Origin of the sequence: Bordetella sp. BOR01 (genome assembly GCF_019218885.1) — a bacterium.
Lineage (GTDB): Bacteria > Pseudomonadota > Gammaproteobacteria > Burkholderiales > Burkholderiaceae_B > Bordetella_A.
Window position 1 is genome coordinate 80,314 of sequence record NZ_JAHUWT010000001.1, and the last position, 18,624, is coordinate 98,937.

Sequence of the window (18,624 nt, forward strand, 5' to 3'; positions counted from 1 at the left end):
ATCCTTGAACGGAGGTTGCATGTTTGCTGCGCCGCAGGTTGTCACTGCCGAGGTTTTTGCGCGTTATCCCGACGAGTTAAGAACCGGGACGCACCAGAGTGAATGGAATCAGGGGCAGCCGGCAGGGCTCGCCTCGTCCCATTTCCTGGAGGGGCCATCATTTGACCGAGATGGCATCCTGTGGTGTGTGGACGTGGTCAATGGCCGGTTGCTGAACGTCTGTCCGGACGGAGCTTTCTCTGTCGTCGTCGAATACGATGGCTGGCCCAACGGCTTGAAAATCCGTAACGATGGCCTTGTCTTCATCGCTGACTACAAGAACGGGATCATGGTGCATGAGCCCGGATCAACGGCCGTGAAGCCGTACCTGGTACGGGCAGGCATGGAACGCTTCAAGGCTGTCAATGATCTGTTCTTTGCTTCCAACGGCGACCTGTTCTTTACAGACCAGGGCCTTACAGGTTTGCATGACGCAACCGGGCGACTATTCAGACTCACGCCGGACGGCCGCATTGATTGCCTGCTTTCCAACGTTCCAAGTCCGAACGGCCTGGTGATGGATTTGCAAGAGAGCGCGCTGTACCTTGCCGCCACGCGTGCCAACGCAGTCTGGCGCGTTCCCATCGTGAAGGGGCGCGCGGTCAAGGTGGGCACCTTCCTGCAACTATCCGGAGGCATCGGGCCGGATGGCCTGGCGCTGAATGTTGCCGGCGGATTGACGGTTGCACACGCCGGAATGGGCGCTGCCTGGGTGTTCAGCGAGCGGGGAGAGCCTCTGTACCGGATCAACACGCCGGCGGGGGCCATGTCGACGAACATCGCGTACGGTGGCCCTCAGAACAAGGACTTGTTCATTACTGAATCGGCAAGCGGACAAATATTCCGGGCAAGCCTGGCAGTCGCCGGAGAGCGCACGTTCTCGCACAGGTAGACGGGTAGCAACCAAGATGACAACCTTTCGAGAACTGGAAGCCTTTGTTGCCGTCGTCGACATGGGATCATTCGAGAAGGCAGCCCGCAGCCTGGATACCTCGCAGTCGGCCATTTCCCGGCTGATAGGCGAATTTGAAGAAGGCTTCAAGCATCCGCTGTTCAACCGCGCGCATCGTTCTGCCTATCTCACGATCGAGGGACACGAAGTGCTGCGCCAGGCGCGCGCGCTGCTGCGGCAGCGGTCGAACCTGATGGAGCGGTTCGCCAATCCCGAACTCATGGCCTCGACATTGCGATTGGGCGTGACAGAACTCGCGGCCATCACATGGTTGGGGTCGTTCGTTGCCGACTTGAAGATCAGGTATCCGCGGTTGCGATTGGACCTCAAGGTAGATTCGTCGCCACGCTTGTACGCGCAGATGCAAGATGGCCAGCTTGATATGGCCATCGTCCTGGACTTCACGCGCTCGACGAATATGGCGCGTATTCCGGTGGGATCGGCAACCTTCGGCTGGTTTTGCGCGTCGGCGCTCGCGCTGCCTCAATCTTTGAAACTGTCAGAGTTCGAGCGGGAGACCTTGTTGATTCAAGGAACCCCCGGTGGGGCTGGCAACCAGATCGAATCCTGGCTTGTCGACAAAGGCGTGAAGCTGGCCAACACGATCCAGAGCGACAGCCTTGCTGCCCTGACAGGAATCTGCGTGGCGGGGTTGGGGATAGCAAGCCTGCCGCGGGCGATCGCCGCGGATGCCGTTGGCGCTGGCTTGCTGCGCGAGATCAGGATTCCACCCGGGGCGCCAAAGATGGCCTACATTTTTCTGGTTCGCGCTGATGCGCTTTCGGCGTTTCACCGCAGCGTTGCGGAACTCGTCCGAAGAAATTGTGACTTTGATCGGGCAATGATTCCGCAGTCCAGGCCAACCTAGCGCCGCTTCTTCATGCTGACCATCAAGCAACTGCAGGCCTACTACTGGGTAGCCCGTCTTGGCACGCTGAGCCGGGCGGCAGAGAAACTGCATATCACGCAATCCGCCGTGACGAAGCGGATGCAAGAGGTGCAGGCGGCCGCTGCCAGGCCTTTGTTCGAAGGAAAGGGCCGCAATAGCCGGCTGACCCAATTCGGAAGGGAGCTGGAGGCAGAGTGCCGCACCTTGTTCGAATTACTGAAAACCTTTGACGAACTGAAGAGCCAGGAGCATCAACCGGTCAGGTTGCTGCGCGTCGGGCTTACCGAGATGGTCGCGCTGACGTGGTTCGCTGATTTCCTCAGGCGTATGAAGCGCATGTACCCGTTCATTACTGTCCAGCCGGAAATCGACCTGTCGTTGCTCTTGCAAGACAAGGTAGAGGAAGGGCGGCTGGATTTTTCCATTGTGCCTGACGTCATGGGGTCGGACACCATGGTGAAAGTCGGGGTCGGGGAAGTGCAGTTCGGGTGGTTTGCCGCACCTGGGGTATTCGCGCCCGGGTCAGTGCATTCTTTGCAGGAACTCATGACGCAGCCCGTCATCGAGCAATCGGAAAACTCGGTCATTACCGCCGCCTGCAGCCGCCTGTGGGAAAGCGTTGGCGCATCGCCGGAACGGATCTACGGTGGAAACAACGTGAAGGCCCTCGCGGGGCTCATTTCGGCAGGGGTCGGAATCAGCTGCCTGCCAATCGCACTGTTCAAGAATGAAGTCCGGACGGGAACCCTTGAGTTGGTGAAAACGTCTACGCCGGCGCCATCGGTAAGCTACTCATGCTGCTTTCTGAAGAACTCGAACGCCACCCTCGGCTATCGCGTATCGGAAGTCGCACGGGAATGCAGCACCTTCACCCGGCACGTCCGCGCAAGGATGCAGAGGTAAATGTCGTTGGCAGGAAGGGCGGCCCGTCATTGCTGTCCAGGGCCGGACAGGTGCCTGGAATAACTGAATATGCCAGGAGACCCGCCAGTATGGATGAACACAATATTCTGCCCGGCAATGAACCGGGTCTTCGCCAGATCCATCACGCCGGCCATCGCTTTACCGGTATAGCAAGGGTCCAGTAGCAAACCCTCTTCCGCGGCCAGCAGCTTGATGGCAGCCATGCCGGCCTTTGATGGAACGGCATATCCGTCTCCTTTGTAGTTATCCAGGATACAGACGTCGGTGGGCTGGACGCGCAGCTCGATGCCGGCCAGTCTTGCAGCACGTTCTACGTCGCGAGTAATCCGGACGGCCAGTTCGTCGGCACTGCGATTGATCGTGATGCCGATGACCGGGTACGCGGTGCGATGGAAGGCGTTACCCAGGACCAGGCCGCTTTGAATACATCCCGAGCCCGATGCGCATACGATTGCGTCGATGTTGAAGCCCTGTTGGGAAGATTGCCGCGCGAGTTCGCCAACGAGTCCAAGATAGCCAAGCGCCCCGATTGGCGAGTAGCCACCTCCAGGGATGACATAAGGCTTCTTTCCTTGGGCAACCAGCGTTGCCGCGATGTGTTGCATGGCTGGCTCGAGGTCCGACAGAGATTCCGTGGCGACGTATTCAATGCGCGCGCCGAGCACACGATTCAGAAGCATGTTGCCTTGGTGCTCATGCTCTTCTGGCCGTTGCTTGTCGGGGTGTTTCAGGACCAGGATGGCATCCAGTCCGAGACGATTCGCGCAAGCCGCGGTCAGCCGTACATGGTTCGATGTGATTGGACCGCAGGTTATGACGGTGTCGGCGCCTTCAGACAAGGCGTCCCCCAGCAGAGTGCCGAGCGCCCTTGTCTTCGAGCCTCCCATGGCGACGCCGGTCAGGTCATCACGTTTCACCCAGATGCGCGGGCCGTTGATTATCTTGGACAGGGTCCGGAGTTCTTCAAGAGGCGTGGGGTAGTTTCCAACGAGCGCAACCGGGATGTGCGAAAGACAGGGCATGGGCAATTCAGCGCGCTGGTTGCTTGCTTAATGTTGACGGCTTGAAGGAAAGATCAGGGCCGGCGAAGGTCCGACAGGAACTGGCAGGATTGTCGGTGACCAGGACCTTTCTTGAAAGAGAGATATTGCGATCAAACGGCTTTCCAGCTTGATATGGACAGTAGGGGTAAACACGCGAAATCGATACCGCTTTGGAATAATGACCGGCTGGGAAAATTCACTTTTAATCGGTCGCGACGCTGATATATTGGCGCTACCCGATGACGGGGCCAAGGGGATTCGCATGATTTCACGTCGCAGCTTTTTGAAGTTGACCTACGGTAGCGCCCTGGTGGCGGGATCTTTTCTTGGACGCGTACAGGCCAGTTCGGGGCCGGTCAGCATCGTCATTCCAGGGCCCCCCGGAGGCGGTGCCGATGCGATTGCTCGTATCGTCGCGGACAAGCTTGGAGCGAAGCTGAACGAGACCGTCATTGTTGAAGCACGCCCTGGCGCAAGTGGCCTTATCGCGAGCAACTACGTGCGACGCCAGGCCCCGGACGGCAGGGTGCTTTACCTGAGTTCGTCCATGCTCGTAACCGCGCCGGCCGTGAACCCGGAAATCCAGAAACTGGATCCCGTGGCCGACTTCACTCCGTTGGCCAGGCTGTCGGTGAACACCTATCTTTTCCTGGCGAACAAGAACCTGCCAGTTTCCGACATACGCGAATTTATCGAGTACTGCCGCGCCAATCCTGGAAAGGTGAAGATCGGAACCGTGGGGCAGGGGTCGTCAAGCCACCTGGCCGCCGCGTATCTGGCCAAGGCAGCGAACATCGACGTGATCATTGTGCATTACAAGGGATCGGCCCCCGCGAATCAGGACATGATGGGCGGTTTTGTCGACGCGAAGTTCGAGAACCTTGCGGGCACCCGCGCAGCGCTGGATTCGGGCAAGGTAAGGATCCTTGGGGTATCCAATGAGCAGAGGTCGCCGCTGTTTCCTGATGTGCCGGCAGTGAACGAGGTAGTGCCCGGTTTGGCCGCCGACGACTTTTTTGTCATCGTTGCTCCGAAGGGGATGGATAAGGAGCAGGCCCAGGCACTCAGCAGGCATCTAGGAGAAGTGGTCCAGATGCCGGACGTGCAGATGAAGTTGCGCGACCAGCTTGGCGCGATCTCGGCGCCGCTCGATCCCGAAAGAACCGCGGAGTACATGCGCGCCTCGTTCAGCAGGACGAAGGATTGGGCGGCGGATCTGCATGTGACGACGTAAAGCACTTGAAGCGCCACTCCCGGGGGAAAATGGGAGTGGTGACGAGCTTCTACTCGAGAGTGGTTTTTTCAACCGCTGCCTGATGCTCGGTTTCGATGACCCGCAGCCTTGCGGTTTCATGCTTGTCCTGTAGCTCAAGATACTTTTCTTGCGAGCCATCGAAGCGGTTGGCGGTGCCGCCGAACGATTTTTCGACATAGCCCTGATACCAGGTGGATTCTTCCACCGTCATGCCCACAAATACATCGTTGTCGTCCTCGTCGGTCGAGAGGGCCCTGATTTCCGATAGATACGCCCGTGCGCCGGGCTCAAATTTCAACATAATTCTCCTTGGGTAATCCTGTATTGTAGTCGCCGGCCAGAATTGGCCGTCTCCGCAAGCCAGCCAAGGGCCTGTGTCACGCGCCCAAGTCCATCAGCACTAGCGCTATGATGGTTTGCCATGACCATCATTTCCGGGGCAGGCTCCGGTGAATACGCTTTGAAGGAGTGCCGATATGTCCTCAGGCAAGAGAATCGTGCTGGCAAGCAGGCCAGCAGCAGAGCCGACAGTCCAGAACTTCCGGCTCGAAAGCCTCGACCTCGAACAGCCCGCCGATGGACAAGTCGAGCTGCGCGTCTTGTACCTTTCGCTTGACCCCTATATGCGCGGCCGGATGAGCGACGCGAAGTCCTATGCGAAGCCGGTGCCTGTCGATGGCGTCATGCAAGGGGAAACCATCTGCGAAGTCACTCGGTCCAGGCATCCGGAATTCGCGGCGGGCGACCTGGTCAGGGCGCATACCGGGTGGTGCACCCATGCCGTGATGAAGGGCGATGCCGTAAAGCACATCAACACGTTCGGCGCGCCCTTGACCACGGCACTGGGCGTGCTTGGCATGCCGGGATTCACTGCCTACAGCGGAATGAAGCTGATAGGTCGACCCAAGGCCGGCGAGACGGTTGCGGTGGCTGCAGCGTCCGGCCCCGTGGGGTCGCTGGTAGGCCAGTTGGCGAAACTGGCCGGGGCGCGTGCGGTCGGTATCGCCGGGGGGCCGCAGAAGTGTGCGTATGTGAAAGACGCCCTGGGTTTCGACGCCTGCCTGGACCATCGATCCGGCAGCCTTGCCGCAGATCTGGCCGCGGCGTGCCCGCAAGGTATCGACGTTTACTTCGAGAATGTCGGCGGGCCTATCTGGGATCTGATCTTTCCCTTGCTGAATCAGTATTCCAGGGTTCCCGTGTGCGGGCTGATCGCGCAATACTCCGTCGTCAATACCGAAGGCGAAGACCGGCTGCCGGCCCTGATGTCCGCCATCTTGCGACGCAGCATCCTCGTGCGCGGGTTCATCAACTACGAGTTCGCGCAAGAGCACTATGCCGCTTTCGAACAAGACCTGGGGCCGCGCGTGGCCGCGGGGGAAATCAAGTACAGGGAAGATATTGTCGACGGCCTGGAAAACGCGCCCGAGGCATTCGTTGGAATGCTCTCGGGCAAGAACTTCGGCAAATTGATCATTCGTGTCGAAGGGTGAATCGTTCTACACCAGCGGCGGATCGGTTTCGCGTTCCGGATGGCGGTGCTGTGCCACGGCCTGGATGAACCGCGTCATGCCGGTTTTCCCGGCATCGTTGCAGACGACCAGCCCGGCATCCGCGCCATCGAGGGGCAGGCCTGCCTGTTCCAGCAGCCGCCGGCCGGCGCCGACCGCCAGCAAGGACTTGCCGTGGCGGAACTGGTCCCGGATGAATTCCAGGGCCAGGCCATCGGCGCACAATGCGTCGACCGCCGCGTCGCCGTCGGGAACCACTGCCGCGTCGAACAGGGCGGATGGGCTGTTCTTGAATGAGGCGTCCACGTCCAGGGCAGCACCGGCTTCGTCCTTTATCAGCCCGACATGCTGGCCGACCAAGCGCACCACCGCGCCCTTGGCGATCAGGGCCCTTGCCACCTGTGCCGCGGTCTGGCCGCTTACCCCGTCGGTCACCATGACGGCAATCTTGCGCGTACGGATGCCACCTTCGCCCGGGCGCGACAATAGCGACAGGAACTCCGATTGGGTCACTTCCGGCTTGACCGGGCCCTTGGTCGCGCGCGGCAACGGCGCGGGCAACTCCGGCATGCCCAGATTGGCCGCCACGGCCTGGGCCAGGTCTTCCGATACGTTGCGCAACATCGCCACCATGCGCTGGCGTATGCCTGCTACGGTGACTTTGCTGAGCTCGAATGAAAAGGCATCGGCGATGTGCTGTTTTTCGTGGTCGGCCTGGCTGGCGTAGAAAAGCGTGGCCTGGTTGTAGTGTTCGGCGAATTTTTCGGGCTTGCCGCGTAATTCGTCGGCCGCGATCGGTTCCGGAAACGAGACGAACCCGGCGGCACCGGCCTGGAACGGGCAGCCGCCCGCCAGCGAGTTGGGCTCATACGAGACGCGGCCACGGTGGATGGCCTGGCGGTGCATGCCATCGCGCTGGTTATTGTGCACGGGTGCCAGCGGCGCATTGATCGGCAGTTCATGAAAATTCGGCCCGCCCAGGCGCGAGATCTGCGTGTCCACGTAGGAATGGATGCGCCCGGCCAGCAATGGGTCGTTGGTGAAGTCGATGCCGGGCACCACGTGCGCGGTACAGAAAGCCACTTGCTCGGTCTCGGCGAAGAAGTTGTCCGGGTTGCGGTTCAGCACCAGGCGGCCGACCGGCGTGACGGGCACGAGTTCTTCGGGCACGATCTTGGTCGAATCCAGCACATCGAAACTGAATTTGTCGGCTTGCGCTTCGTCGAACACCTGCACACCGAGTTCCCATTCCGGGTACTCGCCCGCTTCGATCGCTTCCCACAGGTCGCGCCGATGAAAATCCGGATCGGCACCGGATACCTTGACCGCTTCTTCCCAGACCAGGGAATGCGTACCCAGCTTGGGATTCCAATGGAACTTCACCAGCTTGGAGGCGCCCTCGGCGTTGACGAAGCGGAAGGTATGGACCCCGAAGCCCTGCATCATGCGGAAGCTGCGCGGGATGGCGCGGTCCGACATCGCCCACATGATCACGTGCATCGACTCCGGCATCAGAGAAATGAAGTCCCAGAAGGTGTCGTGGGCGGATGCCGCCTGGGGCATGCCGTGATGGGGCTCGGGCTTCACCGCGTGCACCAGGTCGGGGAACTTCATGGCGTCCTGGATGAAGAAGACCGGGATATTGTTGCCGACCAGATCCCAGTTTCCCTGGTCGGTATAGAACTTCACGGCGAAGCCGCGTATGTCGCGCGCGGTGTCTTTCGAGCCGCGCTCGCCGGCTACGGTGGAAAATCGCACGAAGACGGGCGTGCGCTTGCCTGCTTCGGCGAAAGGCGTGGCACAGGTCAGCGTGGTTAGCGGTTCGTAGCATTCGAAGTAGCCATGCGCGGCAGAGCCCCGGGCATGGACGATGCGTTCAGGGATGCGTTCATGGTCGAAGTGCGTGATTTTCTCGCGCAGGATGAAATCCTTCAGCAGCGCCGGGCCGCGCAGGCCGGCCTTCAACGAGCTCTGGTTATCCGAAACCGGCACTCCTTGGTTGGTTGTCATGGCCTGGCCGCCGCTATCGGCGCGCACCCGCGGCAATTCGCCGCCGGCCGCGTTGACACCCGCGCTGGCCTTGGCGCCGGTCTTCACCGACCGGTTCTTTTCCGACAGCGTGCTGGCGGTGGCCGCATCGTCCGCCGGTTCAACCACGCTGCCCGTGGGCGGGCGCGCGGCTTGCTTGCCATATTCGGCCGCCTTGTTCGCGTTGTTCGGCATGCCGCTTACCATCTGTCCCACTGCGCGCGCCTTTTTCAAGGCGGGATGCGTTGCTGCGTCGGCAGGCGGCAGTGCCGGGCCGCTGTCCGAGTTCAGGTAGGCGGTGTCCACCGCGGGTTGCTGCGTGTCCTTCGATTGCGGATGCTTGCGGGTTGCCATGATCGGCTCCTTTATGAATGATCGGTCGAAATTTCAAGCGGGGTAGGTGGGCCGTCCTGTTGCCAAGCCTGGCGCAGGGTGCAGGCAAACCCGCCGGCTATGCGGGAAAACGGGCGTGTGCTGGTCGTTACGCGGGGCAGTGCGGTCCAGGCGATGGAAACGCCGGCATGTTCAAGCCGGTCTACCAGGGCCTGGTCTTCGCTGCATGCCAGCGCCTCGAAACCGCCGATGCGCCGGTAGGCCGATGCCTCGATGCCCAGATTGGCGCCATGGACATGCCGGTGCCCGTCGCGATCCTGATACTGGGACCGGAACAAGGCCTGCGCGCGTTCGGCGTAGGGGCCGTGGCCGGCCCAGTCCGACACGCCCACGGTGCCGCAGACGACCGCCGCCCGCAGCGAAAGCTGATGCACCAACCAGGCCTCGGACACCACGGTATCGGCGTCCGTGAATGCCAGCCAGCGCGCGCCCTCGGCCAGCAGGTGCCGGGCGCCGGCCGCCCGGGCCAGTCCGACATTGCGGTGGTCCGCCGCCAGCAGCGTGACTTGCCAGGTGCGCGCGCGGGCGGCAGTCTTGTCGGTACAGGCGTCCAGTACGACAGCAACTTCCACGGGTTCGCCCAGCAACCCGGGGTGCTGCGCCGCATGCACCACGGATGCCAGGCAGCGGTCTATGCCGCCTTCTTCGTTGTGCGCAGGGATGCAGATGCCGATCATGCGAAGGCTCCCTGGTGCCTGCGCCAGATGTCCAGCCGGAAGCACTCATCATCGTGTGCCACGATGCGGCGCAGCCCGGCAAAGTCGTCGATCGCGTCGTGTATCCGGCTGGTTGCCTGGCACCGGTCATCGAACTGCGCCTTGTAATGGCACATGACCCAGTCTCCGCCCACGGCCAGCGATTGCAGGCAGCGGATGAAGAACGTCTCGAGATCCTGGTCGGGAAAGTAGTAGGCCAGCTCGGACACCACGATAAGGTCGGCCGAGTCGCCCGCTTGCAGCGGCCATGACGCGGGCAACTGCAATACGTCGAGCTGCACGTTGGACATGCCGTCGCGGGCCATTGCCTGGCCGCACCGCGCAATCGCCGTGGGAGAGCCATCGGCCACGTGGACGGCGGCGCAGCGAGAGGCCAGCAGCCGGGTGGCTTCGCCGGTGCCGCACCCCAGTTCGAGTGCGTAGCGGTAGTCCTCGCGTGGCAGGGTTGCCATGAGCACGGCCCGCTTGCGCCGCTCGTACCAGGACGTGCGCACGGCCCATGGGTCGGGGTCGCGGCGATAAAGGGCTTCGAAATCCGTCATTGCAGCACCACTTCGAAGGGGCGCTGCAGCCGGGCCAGCGCGAATGCCGGCAGGATGGGGGGGCTGCCTGTATCGGGATCGGATTCCAGTTGGGTACGAAACGCCCGGATGGCGCGCGCCTTGGCGGCCAGGTCGGCGGGGGGCAGGGCTATGGTGAGCGCGCGGTGTGCGGGAAAATCCCCGCGCCTGGGGTCGGCCCAATGCCAACCCCAGATCGGCACTTCCAGGAATCTGCAGCCGCGCGCGGCCGCCGCCTGCAGGCTGGCGCGCGCCACGGCCTCGTGGTCGGGATGGCCGTCCAGGCGCCAGGGCGCAATGACGGTATCGCCGGCATCGAAGGATGCGGCCAGCGCGGCCGCAAGCGCTTGTTCATGGCGGGCGACCGCCCCGTCGGGAATCGCCAGCCGCCTGCGCCGCACCCGTACGGAAAGTAGCTGCAGGGCACGCTCGCTTTCGCGCGTTCGCGTGCCGGCCAGCAGCGCGGCTTGCCAGCGCCGGGAACCGGGATGGCTGGCTTCGCCATCGGTCACTGCCCATACCTGGATCTTCGTTCCCTGGCGCGCCAATTGCCGCATGATGCCCGCGCAACTCAATATCTCGTCATCGGGATGGGGCGCGACGATCTGGACGGTGCCGCTGCCTTGCACCAGGCTGGCCACATCGCCCGTACTCAATGGGTGGCGTACCAGCCAGGCCTGCCAGGCCGTTTCCGGCGTGCCTTCCCCGACGATGGCACGGCTGCTCAGAGCATCCATGATGCCGCCTGATCCTGTTCGGCCACCGCTCGCCCGTGCTCGGCCAGGTCGCGTTCTGCATGGCTTTGGCGGATGAACACGGGCAAGTCGGCCATCAGGCGGGCTAAGTGGGCGTTCTTGCACATTGGTCCTGCGCCCACCGCGCGCGGCGCCTGCTGCAGGATGGTTTCCGCCGCGGCCTCGACAGCCAGGCGGGCCCGGCGCACCGCGTGGCTGCAGGCACTGCCGGGTTGGGCGTCGATTTCGGCAGCGGCCGCCCGTAGCTGGCCGCGCGCCTGGGCAAGCACGATGTCGAGCGTGCCCAGATGGGCCAGGGCATGAGGGTTGTCGGGCCGCCGCCGCACTGCCTCGAGAACATGGCCGGCGATGGCGCTCGCCGCCCCGTACCAGCATGCGGCGATGCCGGCCGCGCCGTGGTGGAACCCCGGGCGGTCGACATAGGTTCCGGGGTTTCCCACCAGGAATCCCTCGGCTCCATCGAATATCACGTCCACGCTGGCGGTGGCGGCCATGCCGACGGCGTGCCAGCCGTCCCGCGTGACCCGGGCTTCGGATTGAGCCATGTCCACGGCGACCAACCGGGGGCGATCCGCTTCATCCCAGGCGCTGACCAGGGCATGGCGGACGTACGCGGCGCCCGAGCACCAGGGCTTGGTGCCATGGATACGGGCCTTGCCCGTATCGGACGTGGACGACGACACCCGGACCCGCTTGCCAGGGGGGTCGGCACACCAGACGGCCCAGACCTGCATGGGCACGAATTCATGTTCGTGGCCCAGTTCGGCCAGGATGGCCTGCGCGTCGGCGTGGCTTTCGAAGAGCTTGGCCAACGCCAGGTCGTGCTGCGCCACCGTGGACAGCGTTTGCCACCGTTTCAATGTATGGCCCAGCCCGGGGAACGGAATCTCGGCGTATCCGGACACCACCAGCCATCGGAGTTGCTCGCAAGGCTGCTGCGAATGGCCGGCCGCATTCAATAGCGCGTGCAGGTTCGCGACGGTGGGGATCTGAGACAGCGATACTGCTTCGCTCATATCGTCTGGCCTTCCAAGAGGATGAAGTCGCGACCGGCGCGCCAGCAGCGGGGACTACGGGCCGCCGGGCTGCCGCGGCAGTGCGTAGCCCCCTGCCAGCTCAGCGATCGCGTGCCCGCCCGCCGATGGTGGCGGTAAAGCTCGCCACAAAAGCGCCAATCAGCAGCGACGCAAACGCCCACAACGAGAAGGCGGCCGCGGCCTTGCGTGCGGTGTCAGCGGTTTCGCGGGTTTTCTGCTCGGCCTGCTGGGCCGCCTGTTTGGCCTGCTCCTGGATCTGTGTCAGCCGTTGCTGGGCGGCGGTCTCGTCCAGGCCGGCATGCTGGGCGATCAGCTTGACCAGGTAGGATTGGTCGGCGTCGGACAACTGGCCGTTGACGGCACTGCGCGCCAGGATGCGCGACACTTCCGGCCGCACGTCGCCCTGTGCTACCGAGACCAGCGGATCATCCGGCCGCAGCAGCGCATCTGTGAAATAGTCCAGCGCATGGCCGCCAGAGCCTGCCTGCGCGGTATCGCTTGCCACGGCCGTGGCCGCGCCCGCGCCGGCGCCCGCCAGCGTTGCGCCGGCCTTTGCGGTGCCGGACACTATCGAGGCGACGGTGGATGCCAGCAAGACCAGGCCAATGACGGCGCTTAATGCCCAGACCAGAAAGCCATGGGCGGTATCGCGGAAATAGACCTCGTCGCCGGCCACATCCGTCCATTTGGTGCGCAGCCTGCCCGTGACATAGCCGGCCACGCCATACGCGATCACCTGGGTGACGAGCAGCCAGATGATGGTTCCGACGGCAATCGCGGAACCCGACGTGCCTTCATCGCGCCAGGGCGACACCGACAGGAAACCGAGTCCGGTTCCGCCGGTGATCAGCATGGTGGACATGGCTGCCGCAATGACTGCGCCAGCGATGACGGCGCCCCAGGACACCGCCGACCGCGATGACTCTGCCGACAGGGCGGGGCTGCCCGGATACGCGGTAGCAGGCTGAATATTCTGCATGGTATTTCCTTTTCAGGTTGACGCCACAGCGCCTCAGGATCAGTGGCAGGTCAGTGCCAGAACAGGGCGATCAGGATGATGATGGGAATGGGCACTCCCAGCAGCCACAAGAGAATGGATCGCATGATGTCTCCTTGTTGAGAGTCTTTCGGCGCCGCCGCGCCGGGAAATGGCGCAACGGCGCTCGAGGCGGTTGCTGCCGAGGCGTCACGACGGCACGGCCCCGGCAGCGCAAAGTCCGCCGGCGCAATGCGCGCGGCAGGCCCGGTCGGCAGGTACGCTTACCGCGCGTTTTCCTGGACCTTTTCCCCGCCGCGTTCAATGTCTTCGCCTGCGCCGTGCATGGTGTTGCAGCCCGCCGTCACGCCGGCGGCGAACAGCGCCACCACGAGGATCCATTTTTTGCCGTTCATTTGCTTCTCCTTGCTGGGGTTGAGAGTGTTTGCGTGCCACCAGACAGCAAACGCCATGCCTGGGCCGTGACGGATGCCCCATCGCCGGGCTTCCCGGCCTTCCGGCCCGGCAAAAATGGGAAATAATATTGGCGCCAAAAATGTGGTAATTTACGGCCAGGATAGTTGCGGGGACTTTGCTTGCATTGCCGGCGTCGCAGCCTGGCGCGTGGCAGAGCACATCCCGCAAAATCAGGCGATACGACAATAACGAGGTCAAGATGCGCAATACGAACGTCGCCGTCGGGCAGCCCGGCGCCGCCCCTGTCCGCGAACGGCCGGCCTTCGACGACGGCCTGCCGCGTGCCGCGCCGTCCACGGTGGGGATCGACGGCGACCAGGTCATTGCCTTCCTGGACCAGCTTGAATCGGCCGGCCTGGACCTGCACAGTTTCATGCTGCATCGCCAGGGCAGGGTGGTGGCCGAGGGCTGGCGCTGGCCGTATCGCCCCGACCGCCTGCGCGTGCTGCACTCGGTGGCCAAGAGCTTCACCGCCTGCGCCATCGGCCTGGCAATCGAAGAAGGGCACTTGTCGCTGTCCGACAGGGTGGCCGATTACTTCCCCGATGAGCTGCCGGCCGATGCCGGCGCATGGCTGCATGCCATGACAGTGCAAGACCTGCTGACCATGCGCACCGGCCATGCCAGCGAGGTATCGGGTTCGGTCTGGCGCAATATTTCCACGAGCTGGATTGCCGAATTCTTCAAGATTCCCCTGGTCCATGCGCCGGGAACGGAATACGTCTATACCAGCGCGGCCAGCTACATGCTGTCGGCCATTCTGACCAAGGTCACGGGCGCGACCCTGCACGACTACCTGAGGCCCCGACTGTTCGAGCCGCTGGGCATATGCGACGAACGCTGGGCCATGGGCCCCGACGGCATCAACCCCGGCGGCAACGGGCTGACGGCGCGCACGGCCGACCTGCTGAAACTGGGCGTGCTGCATGCGCAGGGCGGCCTGTGGCAAGGCAAGCGCATCCTGCCGGAGCAGTGGGTGCGAGACGCCACGCGCGCGTACGGCGGCCCTGGCAGCACCTATGGCTACCACTGGCAGATACGCCCCGCCGGTACTTACAGCGCGATCGGTGTGTTCGTGCAGTTGTCGACGGTGTTTGCCGAGCACGGCGTCACGCTGGCGCTGACGGCCGCGATGGACAAGAGCGCCACCTTGTTCCCGTACCTGCTCAATGACTTGAAACCGGCCTTCCAGGGTGACGCCATGCCTGATGCGGCAGCCGACCAGCGCCTGGTCGAACGCATCCGCGCATGGGAAGCGCCGCCGCCGGTGCCGGCGGCAGGCCATTCAGCCTTGCAGTCCCAGGTCGATGGCATGGCCTACGCCATTGACGCCAACGCGGCCGGCGTCGAGTCCGTGACGCTGTCATTCGGGGCGGGCGAGTGCACCTTCCAGTTGCGCGATACCACCGGCCTGCACCAGATTCGCGCGGGCCTGGACCGCTGGGTCGAGTCCACCACCGACATGCCCGGGCAAGACCTGCACCACGGCTACACCTTCCACGACGAACCGGTGGTGGCCCTGGCGCGCTGGGCGGATGCCGCCGTACTGGAAATGACCTGGATCTTTCCGCAGACGGCCTTCAAGGACACGGTGCGTTGCGTGTTCGACGGCGGCCGCATCACCGTGCAGCGCAGCGTCAATGTCAACAGCGGCTTGCGGCGCCATCCGGACCTGACCGGTGCGGCCGCGCGCTGAAATCGGCGATCCGGCCCGCCGGAACACTGTAACAGGGGAAAACACATGCATCGCGACAACGAATCGAATACATCCGGAGACAACAAATGATGATCCAGCCATCCAAATACATTGCACCCCGGTGCATGGCCGCACTGGGCCTGGCCCTGGCGCTGGGCGCGACCGCGCACGCGGCCACGCCCTTGCGCATTGCCCTGACGGCCGATATTCGCTCGACCCAGCCTGGCGTCAACCGCGATGCCAATAGCGATACCATCGTGCAGCACATGGTCGAGGGCCTGGTGGCCTTTGGCGAGAACGGCGACGTCAAGCCGCTGCTGGCTGAATCGGTCGACATCAGCGACGATGGCAAGACCTATACGTTCAAGCTGCGCCCGGACGTGAAGTTCCACAATGGCGCCACGCTGACATCGGCCGATGTGCTGTGGACCTGGCAGCACTATATGGACCCCAAGACCAGCTGGCGCTGCCGCACCGAGTTCGACGGCCGCGACGGCGTGCGCGTCGAAGACGTGCAGGCGCCGGATCCGTCTACCGTCGTGTTCACGCTGGAACGGCCCAACGGGCTGTTCCTGGCCAGCCTGTCGCGGCTGGACTGTGGCGGAACGGGCATTTTGCACCGCGATTCCCTGCGTGCCGATGGAACATGGGACCACCCCGTGGGCACCGGACCGTTCGAACTTAAGGAATGGCGGCGCGGCGAATACATCAGCCTGACGCGCTTCAAGGACTATGCCAACCGCACCGGTCCCGAGGGTGGCGAGCGCGACGGTTTCACCGGCTCGAAACGGCCTTTGGTGGACGAGGTGCGCTTTGTGATCATTCCCGATGAATCGACCATCAAGCTGGCTTTGCAGCGCAGCGATATCGACATCATCGCCGACGTGTCCACCACCGATGTGCCGGAACTGCAGGGCATGAAGGGCATTACGGTGTCGCATGCCAATGCGCTGGGCATGACCGGCCTGCTGATCCAGACGCGCGATCAACTGATGCGCAATCCGAAGCTGCGCCAGGCCATCGCGCACGCCATCGACTACCCGCAACTGGCCGACGCCGTGAACGAAAAGCTGTCGCCCTGGAACAACTCCATCGTGCCGCTGGCCTCGAGCTACTTCAACGATGAGCAAAAGAAGGGCTGGGCCTACGATCCGGCGCTGGCGCAGAAACTGCTGCAGGAATCGGGATACCAGGGGCAGCCGATTTCGCTGATTGCCTCGCGCCGCTATCCCCAGTCGTACAACGCTGCGGTGATGATGCAGGCGATGCTGCAGTCCATCGGCATCAATGCGCGGCTGGACGTGATGGAATGGGGCGCGCTGCAAGACCGCTATGTGACGGGCAAGTACCAGATGCTGGCGCAGCCATATTCGCCCCGCATGGACCCGGCGCAAAGCTATGAGGCCGTGACCGGCGACAAGAACACGCAGCCGCGCAAGGTGTGGGACAACCCGCAGGCCATCAAGCTGATCGACCAGGCCGCCATGGAAACCGACCGCGCCAAGCGGCAGGCCATCTTCGACCAGTTGCACGAATTGTTCCTGCAGGATATCCCCACGCTGCCGTTGTACAACGGCGCCGATATCGGCGCGTACCGGGAAGGCATCGAGGGTTATGTGCCCTGGGCGCTGCGCAAGCCGCGCGCCTGGGAAGTGAGCAAGGACCAATAAGCGGCCCGCGCCCCGGCCCGCGCGCAGGCCGGGGCTGCGCCGCGGCTATGCGGCGCGGAGGGAAGCCGGCACGCGGCTGTCTTGCGCCAGCAGGGTGGAATACAGGTTCCTGGGGTCTTGCAAGGCGGGGATCAGCGCCACTTCCTGGCCCAGGCCAAGCCGGGAGGCTTCGGCGTACAGCAAGCGCAGGGCGGAATAGTCTTCCATGGCGAAGCCCACGGAATCGAATACGGTGACTTCGGTATCGCTGGCCCGGCCCGCAGCCACGCCACGCAGCACGCGCCACAGCTCGGTGACAGGGAAGTCGGCGTCCATTTGCTGGATGTCGCCCTCGATGCGGCTCTGCGGCTCGAATTCGACGAAGGTCGACGACGCGGCCAGGATGTCGCGATGCAATTCCGTCTTGCCCGGGCAATCGCCGCCCACGGCGTTCAGGTGCATGCCCGGCTTGATCATGTCCGGCGTCAGGATGGTGGCGTAGGCCTTGTCGGCGGTGACCGTGGTCACGATATCGGCGCCGCGCACGGCCTGGATGGTGCTGCCGGCGGCCGTCACCTTCAGGCCAGGGACGTCGGCCAGGTTATGGATGAGCTTGCGGGTGGCCGCGGAGTCGATGTCGTAGGCGCGTATCTCGGAGATACCCAATAAATGATGGAATGCCAGTGCCTGGAATTCGCTTTGCGCGCCGTTGCCGATAAGAGCCATCGACCGCGCGCCTTGGCGTGCCAGCGCGCGTGCCGCCATGACCGAGGTCGCGGCGGTGCGCAGCGCGGTGGTCAGCGTCAGCTCGCTGATCAGCAGCGGCTTGCCGGTGGCCACTTCGGCCAGGGCGCCGAAGGCCATGACGGTGGGTATTCCCGAATGGGGATTCTTCGGATGCCCATTGACGTACTTGAAGCTGTAAAGCAAGTCATCGGCTGCGGGCATCAGTTCGATGACGCCGTTGGGCGAGTGTGCGGCCAGCCGGGCCGATTTGTCGAACTCGGGCCAGCGCAGGAAGTCCTCGCGTATGGCCTGTTCGAGTTGTCCCAGGAAGCCGGGCAGCGTTCGTCGCCTGACCAGGGATGCAACATCTGGGGGGGTAAGCAGCAATGTCATGGCTTTCTCCGTTGTACATACCCCAGATTCTGCGCTGCGGCGCTGTCAAGAAATAGCCTGCATCCTGCACAGGAAACCAAGATAAGATGCCAAACTGGCGCCAAGAATTGACGAAATGAGAATGGACGATCTCGATCAACGATTACTGGGCTTGCTGCGGGCCAACGCAAGAGAATCGGTGGCCACGCTTGCCAAGCGCCTGGACGTCTCGCGCGGCACGGTCAATAACCGCATTGCCCGCCTGGAAGCCGAGAACGTCATCGTCGGCTATACGGTGCGGTTGCGGCCGGATGCGCAGCCGGCGCAGATATCCGCCTGGATGAGCATTGCCATCGATGGCAATGAAACTCGCCGCGTGGTCAGCATGCTGCTGGGCGAGCCGGGCGTGGCTGCCTTGCACGACACCAATGGCCGCTGGGACCTGCTGGCCGAATTGCGCGCGCAAAGCATTGCCGAAATGTCGGAAATCCTGGAACGGGTCCGGCTGATCAAAGGCATCGCCGCTACCGAAACCAGCCTGCACCTGAAGACCTACAAGATCGGATAACCCGGACGCCGCGACGGCGGGCCGGCGATTATTTCCTTGTCATGGCGGCATCAACCTT

18 protein-coding genes are annotated in these 18,624 nt (G+C 63.3%); 8 read left to right on the plus strand and 10 right to left on the minus strand.

Annotated elements, in window-relative coordinates; all coding sequences use genetic code 11:
• The first annotated feature begins 19 nt into the window (after window positions 1-19).
• From KW845_RS00375 to KW845_RS00385, 3 genes are read left to right on the plus strand one after another with little or no spacing between them, the layout of a single operon-like run.
• The gene (locus KW845_RS00375) at window positions 20-931 is read left to right on the plus strand and encodes an SMP-30/gluconolactonase/LRE family protein (RefSeq protein WP_218367217.1); all 912 of its coding nucleotides are present in this window, start codon (window positions 20-22) and stop codon (window positions 929-931) included.
• A 16-nt stretch (window positions 932-947) separates the two neighbouring features.
• A complete protein-coding gene (locus tag KW845_RS00380) occupies window positions 948-1,859 on the plus strand; it encodes a LysR family transcriptional regulator (protein ID WP_218367218.1) in 912 nt (303 codons plus the stop codon).
• Window positions 1,860-1,871: 12 nt separating this feature from the next.
• Complete coding sequence (locus tag KW845_RS00385) at window positions 1,872-2,783, plus strand: LysR family transcriptional regulator (protein WP_218367219.1); 912 nt, start codon at window positions 1,872-1,874, stop codon at window positions 2,781-2,783.
• A gap of 26 nt (window positions 2,784-2,809) precedes the next feature.
• Here KW845_RS00385 and KW845_RS00390 read toward each other — a convergent pair whose 3' ends face one another.
• Entirely contained in the window at window positions 2,810-3,826 is a 1,017-nt protein-coding gene (locus KW845_RS00390; protein ID WP_218367220.1) for a D-cysteine desulfhydrase family protein, read from the minus strand.
• A 283-nt stretch (window positions 3,827-4,109) separates the two neighbouring features.
• Between KW845_RS00390 and KW845_RS00395 the strand changes: the two genes are divergently transcribed.
• Window positions 4,110-5,081, plus strand: coding sequence for a tripartite tricarboxylate transporter substrate binding protein (locus tag KW845_RS00395; RefSeq protein ID WP_218367221.1), 972 nt, complete (start codon window positions 4,110-4,112; stop codon window positions 5,079-5,081).
• 49 nt (window positions 5,082-5,130) lie between these two features.
• Here KW845_RS00395 and KW845_RS00400 read toward each other — a convergent pair whose 3' ends face one another.
• The gene (locus tag KW845_RS00400; RefSeq protein WP_218367222.1) at window positions 5,131-5,403 is read right to left on the minus strand and encodes a hypothetical protein; all 273 of its coding nucleotides are present in this window, start codon (window positions 5,401-5,403) and stop codon (window positions 5,131-5,133) included.
• 175 nt (window positions 5,404-5,578) lie between these two features.
• On the opposite strand from KW845_RS00400, the gene KW845_RS00405 reads away from it, so the two are divergent.
• A complete protein-coding gene (locus tag KW845_RS00405) occupies window positions 5,579-6,595 on the plus strand; it encodes an NADP-dependent oxidoreductase (protein WP_218367223.1) in 1,017 nt (338 codons plus the stop codon).
• 6 nt (window positions 6,596-6,601) lie between these two features.
• Here the strand turns inward: KW845_RS00405 and KW845_RS00410 are convergent, their stop codons facing one another.
• The 7 genes from KW845_RS00410 to KW845_RS00440 form a co-directional block, all read right to left on the minus strand.
• Window positions 6,602-8,995: a catalase gene (locus KW845_RS00410; protein ID WP_218367224.1), complete on the minus strand. Its 2,394-nt coding sequence runs from the start codon at window positions 8,993-8,995 to the stop codon at window positions 6,602-6,604.
• A gap of 11 nt (window positions 8,996-9,006) precedes the next feature.
• A complete protein-coding gene (locus KW845_RS00415) occupies window positions 9,007-9,711 on the minus strand; it encodes a glycosyltransferase family 2 protein (RefSeq protein WP_218367225.1) in 705 nt (234 codons plus the stop codon).
• Window positions 9,708-10,292: a bifunctional 2-polyprenyl-6-hydroxyphenol methylase/3-demethylubiquinol 3-O-methyltransferase UbiG gene (locus KW845_RS00420; protein WP_218367226.1), complete on the minus strand. Its 585-nt coding sequence runs from the start codon at window positions 10,290-10,292 to the stop codon at window positions 9,708-9,710. The genes KW845_RS00415 and KW845_RS00420 overlap by 4 nt, the downstream gene beginning before the upstream one ends.
• Window positions 10,289-11,047 (minus strand): PIG-L deacetylase family protein, encoded by a 759-nt coding sequence (locus KW845_RS00425; protein ID WP_218367227.1) that lies wholly within the window; start codon window positions 11,045-11,047, stop codon window positions 10,289-10,291. The genes KW845_RS00420 and KW845_RS00425 overlap by 4 nt, the downstream gene beginning before the upstream one ends.
• Window positions 11,035-12,081, minus strand: a complete 1,047-nt coding sequence (locus KW845_RS00430; protein ID WP_218367228.1) for an acyl-CoA dehydrogenase family protein — start codon at window positions 12,079-12,081, stop codon at window positions 11,035-11,037. The genes KW845_RS00425 and KW845_RS00430 overlap by 13 nt, the downstream gene beginning before the upstream one ends.
• A 100-nt stretch (window positions 12,082-12,181) precedes the next feature.
• Window positions 12,182-13,081: a hypothetical protein gene (locus tag KW845_RS00435; RefSeq protein WP_218367229.1), complete on the minus strand. Its 900-nt coding sequence runs from the start codon at window positions 13,079-13,081 to the stop codon at window positions 12,182-12,184.
• A 281-nt stretch (window positions 13,082-13,362) separates the two neighbouring features.
• A complete protein-coding gene (locus tag KW845_RS00440) occupies window positions 13,363-13,494 on the minus strand; it encodes an entericidin A/B family lipoprotein (RefSeq protein ID WP_218367230.1) in 132 nt (43 codons plus the stop codon).
• Between the two features lie 260 nt (window positions 13,495-13,754).
• Here KW845_RS00440 and KW845_RS00445 point away from each other — a divergent pair, with 260 nt between their 5' ends.
• Both KW845_RS00445 and KW845_RS00450 read left to right on the plus strand, forming a co-directional pair.
• Entirely contained in the window at window positions 13,755-15,251 is a 1,497-nt protein-coding gene (locus KW845_RS00445) for a serine hydrolase (RefSeq protein WP_218367231.1), read from the plus strand.
• 86 nt (window positions 15,252-15,337) lie between these two features.
• Window positions 15,338-16,921 carry an ABC transporter substrate-binding protein gene (locus KW845_RS00450; RefSeq protein ID WP_255592266.1) on the plus strand — a complete coding sequence of 528 codons (1,584 nt, stop codon included), beginning with the start codon at window positions 15,338-15,340 and terminating at the stop codon, window positions 16,919-16,921.
• Between the two features lie 45 nt (window positions 16,922-16,966).
• Here KW845_RS00450 and KW845_RS00455 read toward each other — a convergent pair whose 3' ends face one another.
• On the minus strand, window positions 16,967-18,019 hold the full coding sequence (locus KW845_RS00455; protein WP_218367232.1) for an ornithine cyclodeaminase: 1,053 nt from the start codon (window positions 18,017-18,019) through the stop codon (window positions 16,967-16,969).
• 121 nt (window positions 18,020-18,140) lie between these two features.
• Here KW845_RS00455 and KW845_RS00460 point away from each other — a divergent pair, with 121 nt between their 5' ends.
• The gene (locus KW845_RS00460; RefSeq protein ID WP_218367233.1) at window positions 18,141-18,566 is read left to right on the plus strand and encodes an Lrp/AsnC family transcriptional regulator; all 426 of its coding nucleotides are present in this window, start codon (window positions 18,141-18,143) and stop codon (window positions 18,564-18,566) included.
• Window positions 18,567-18,624 lie beyond the last annotated feature (58 nt).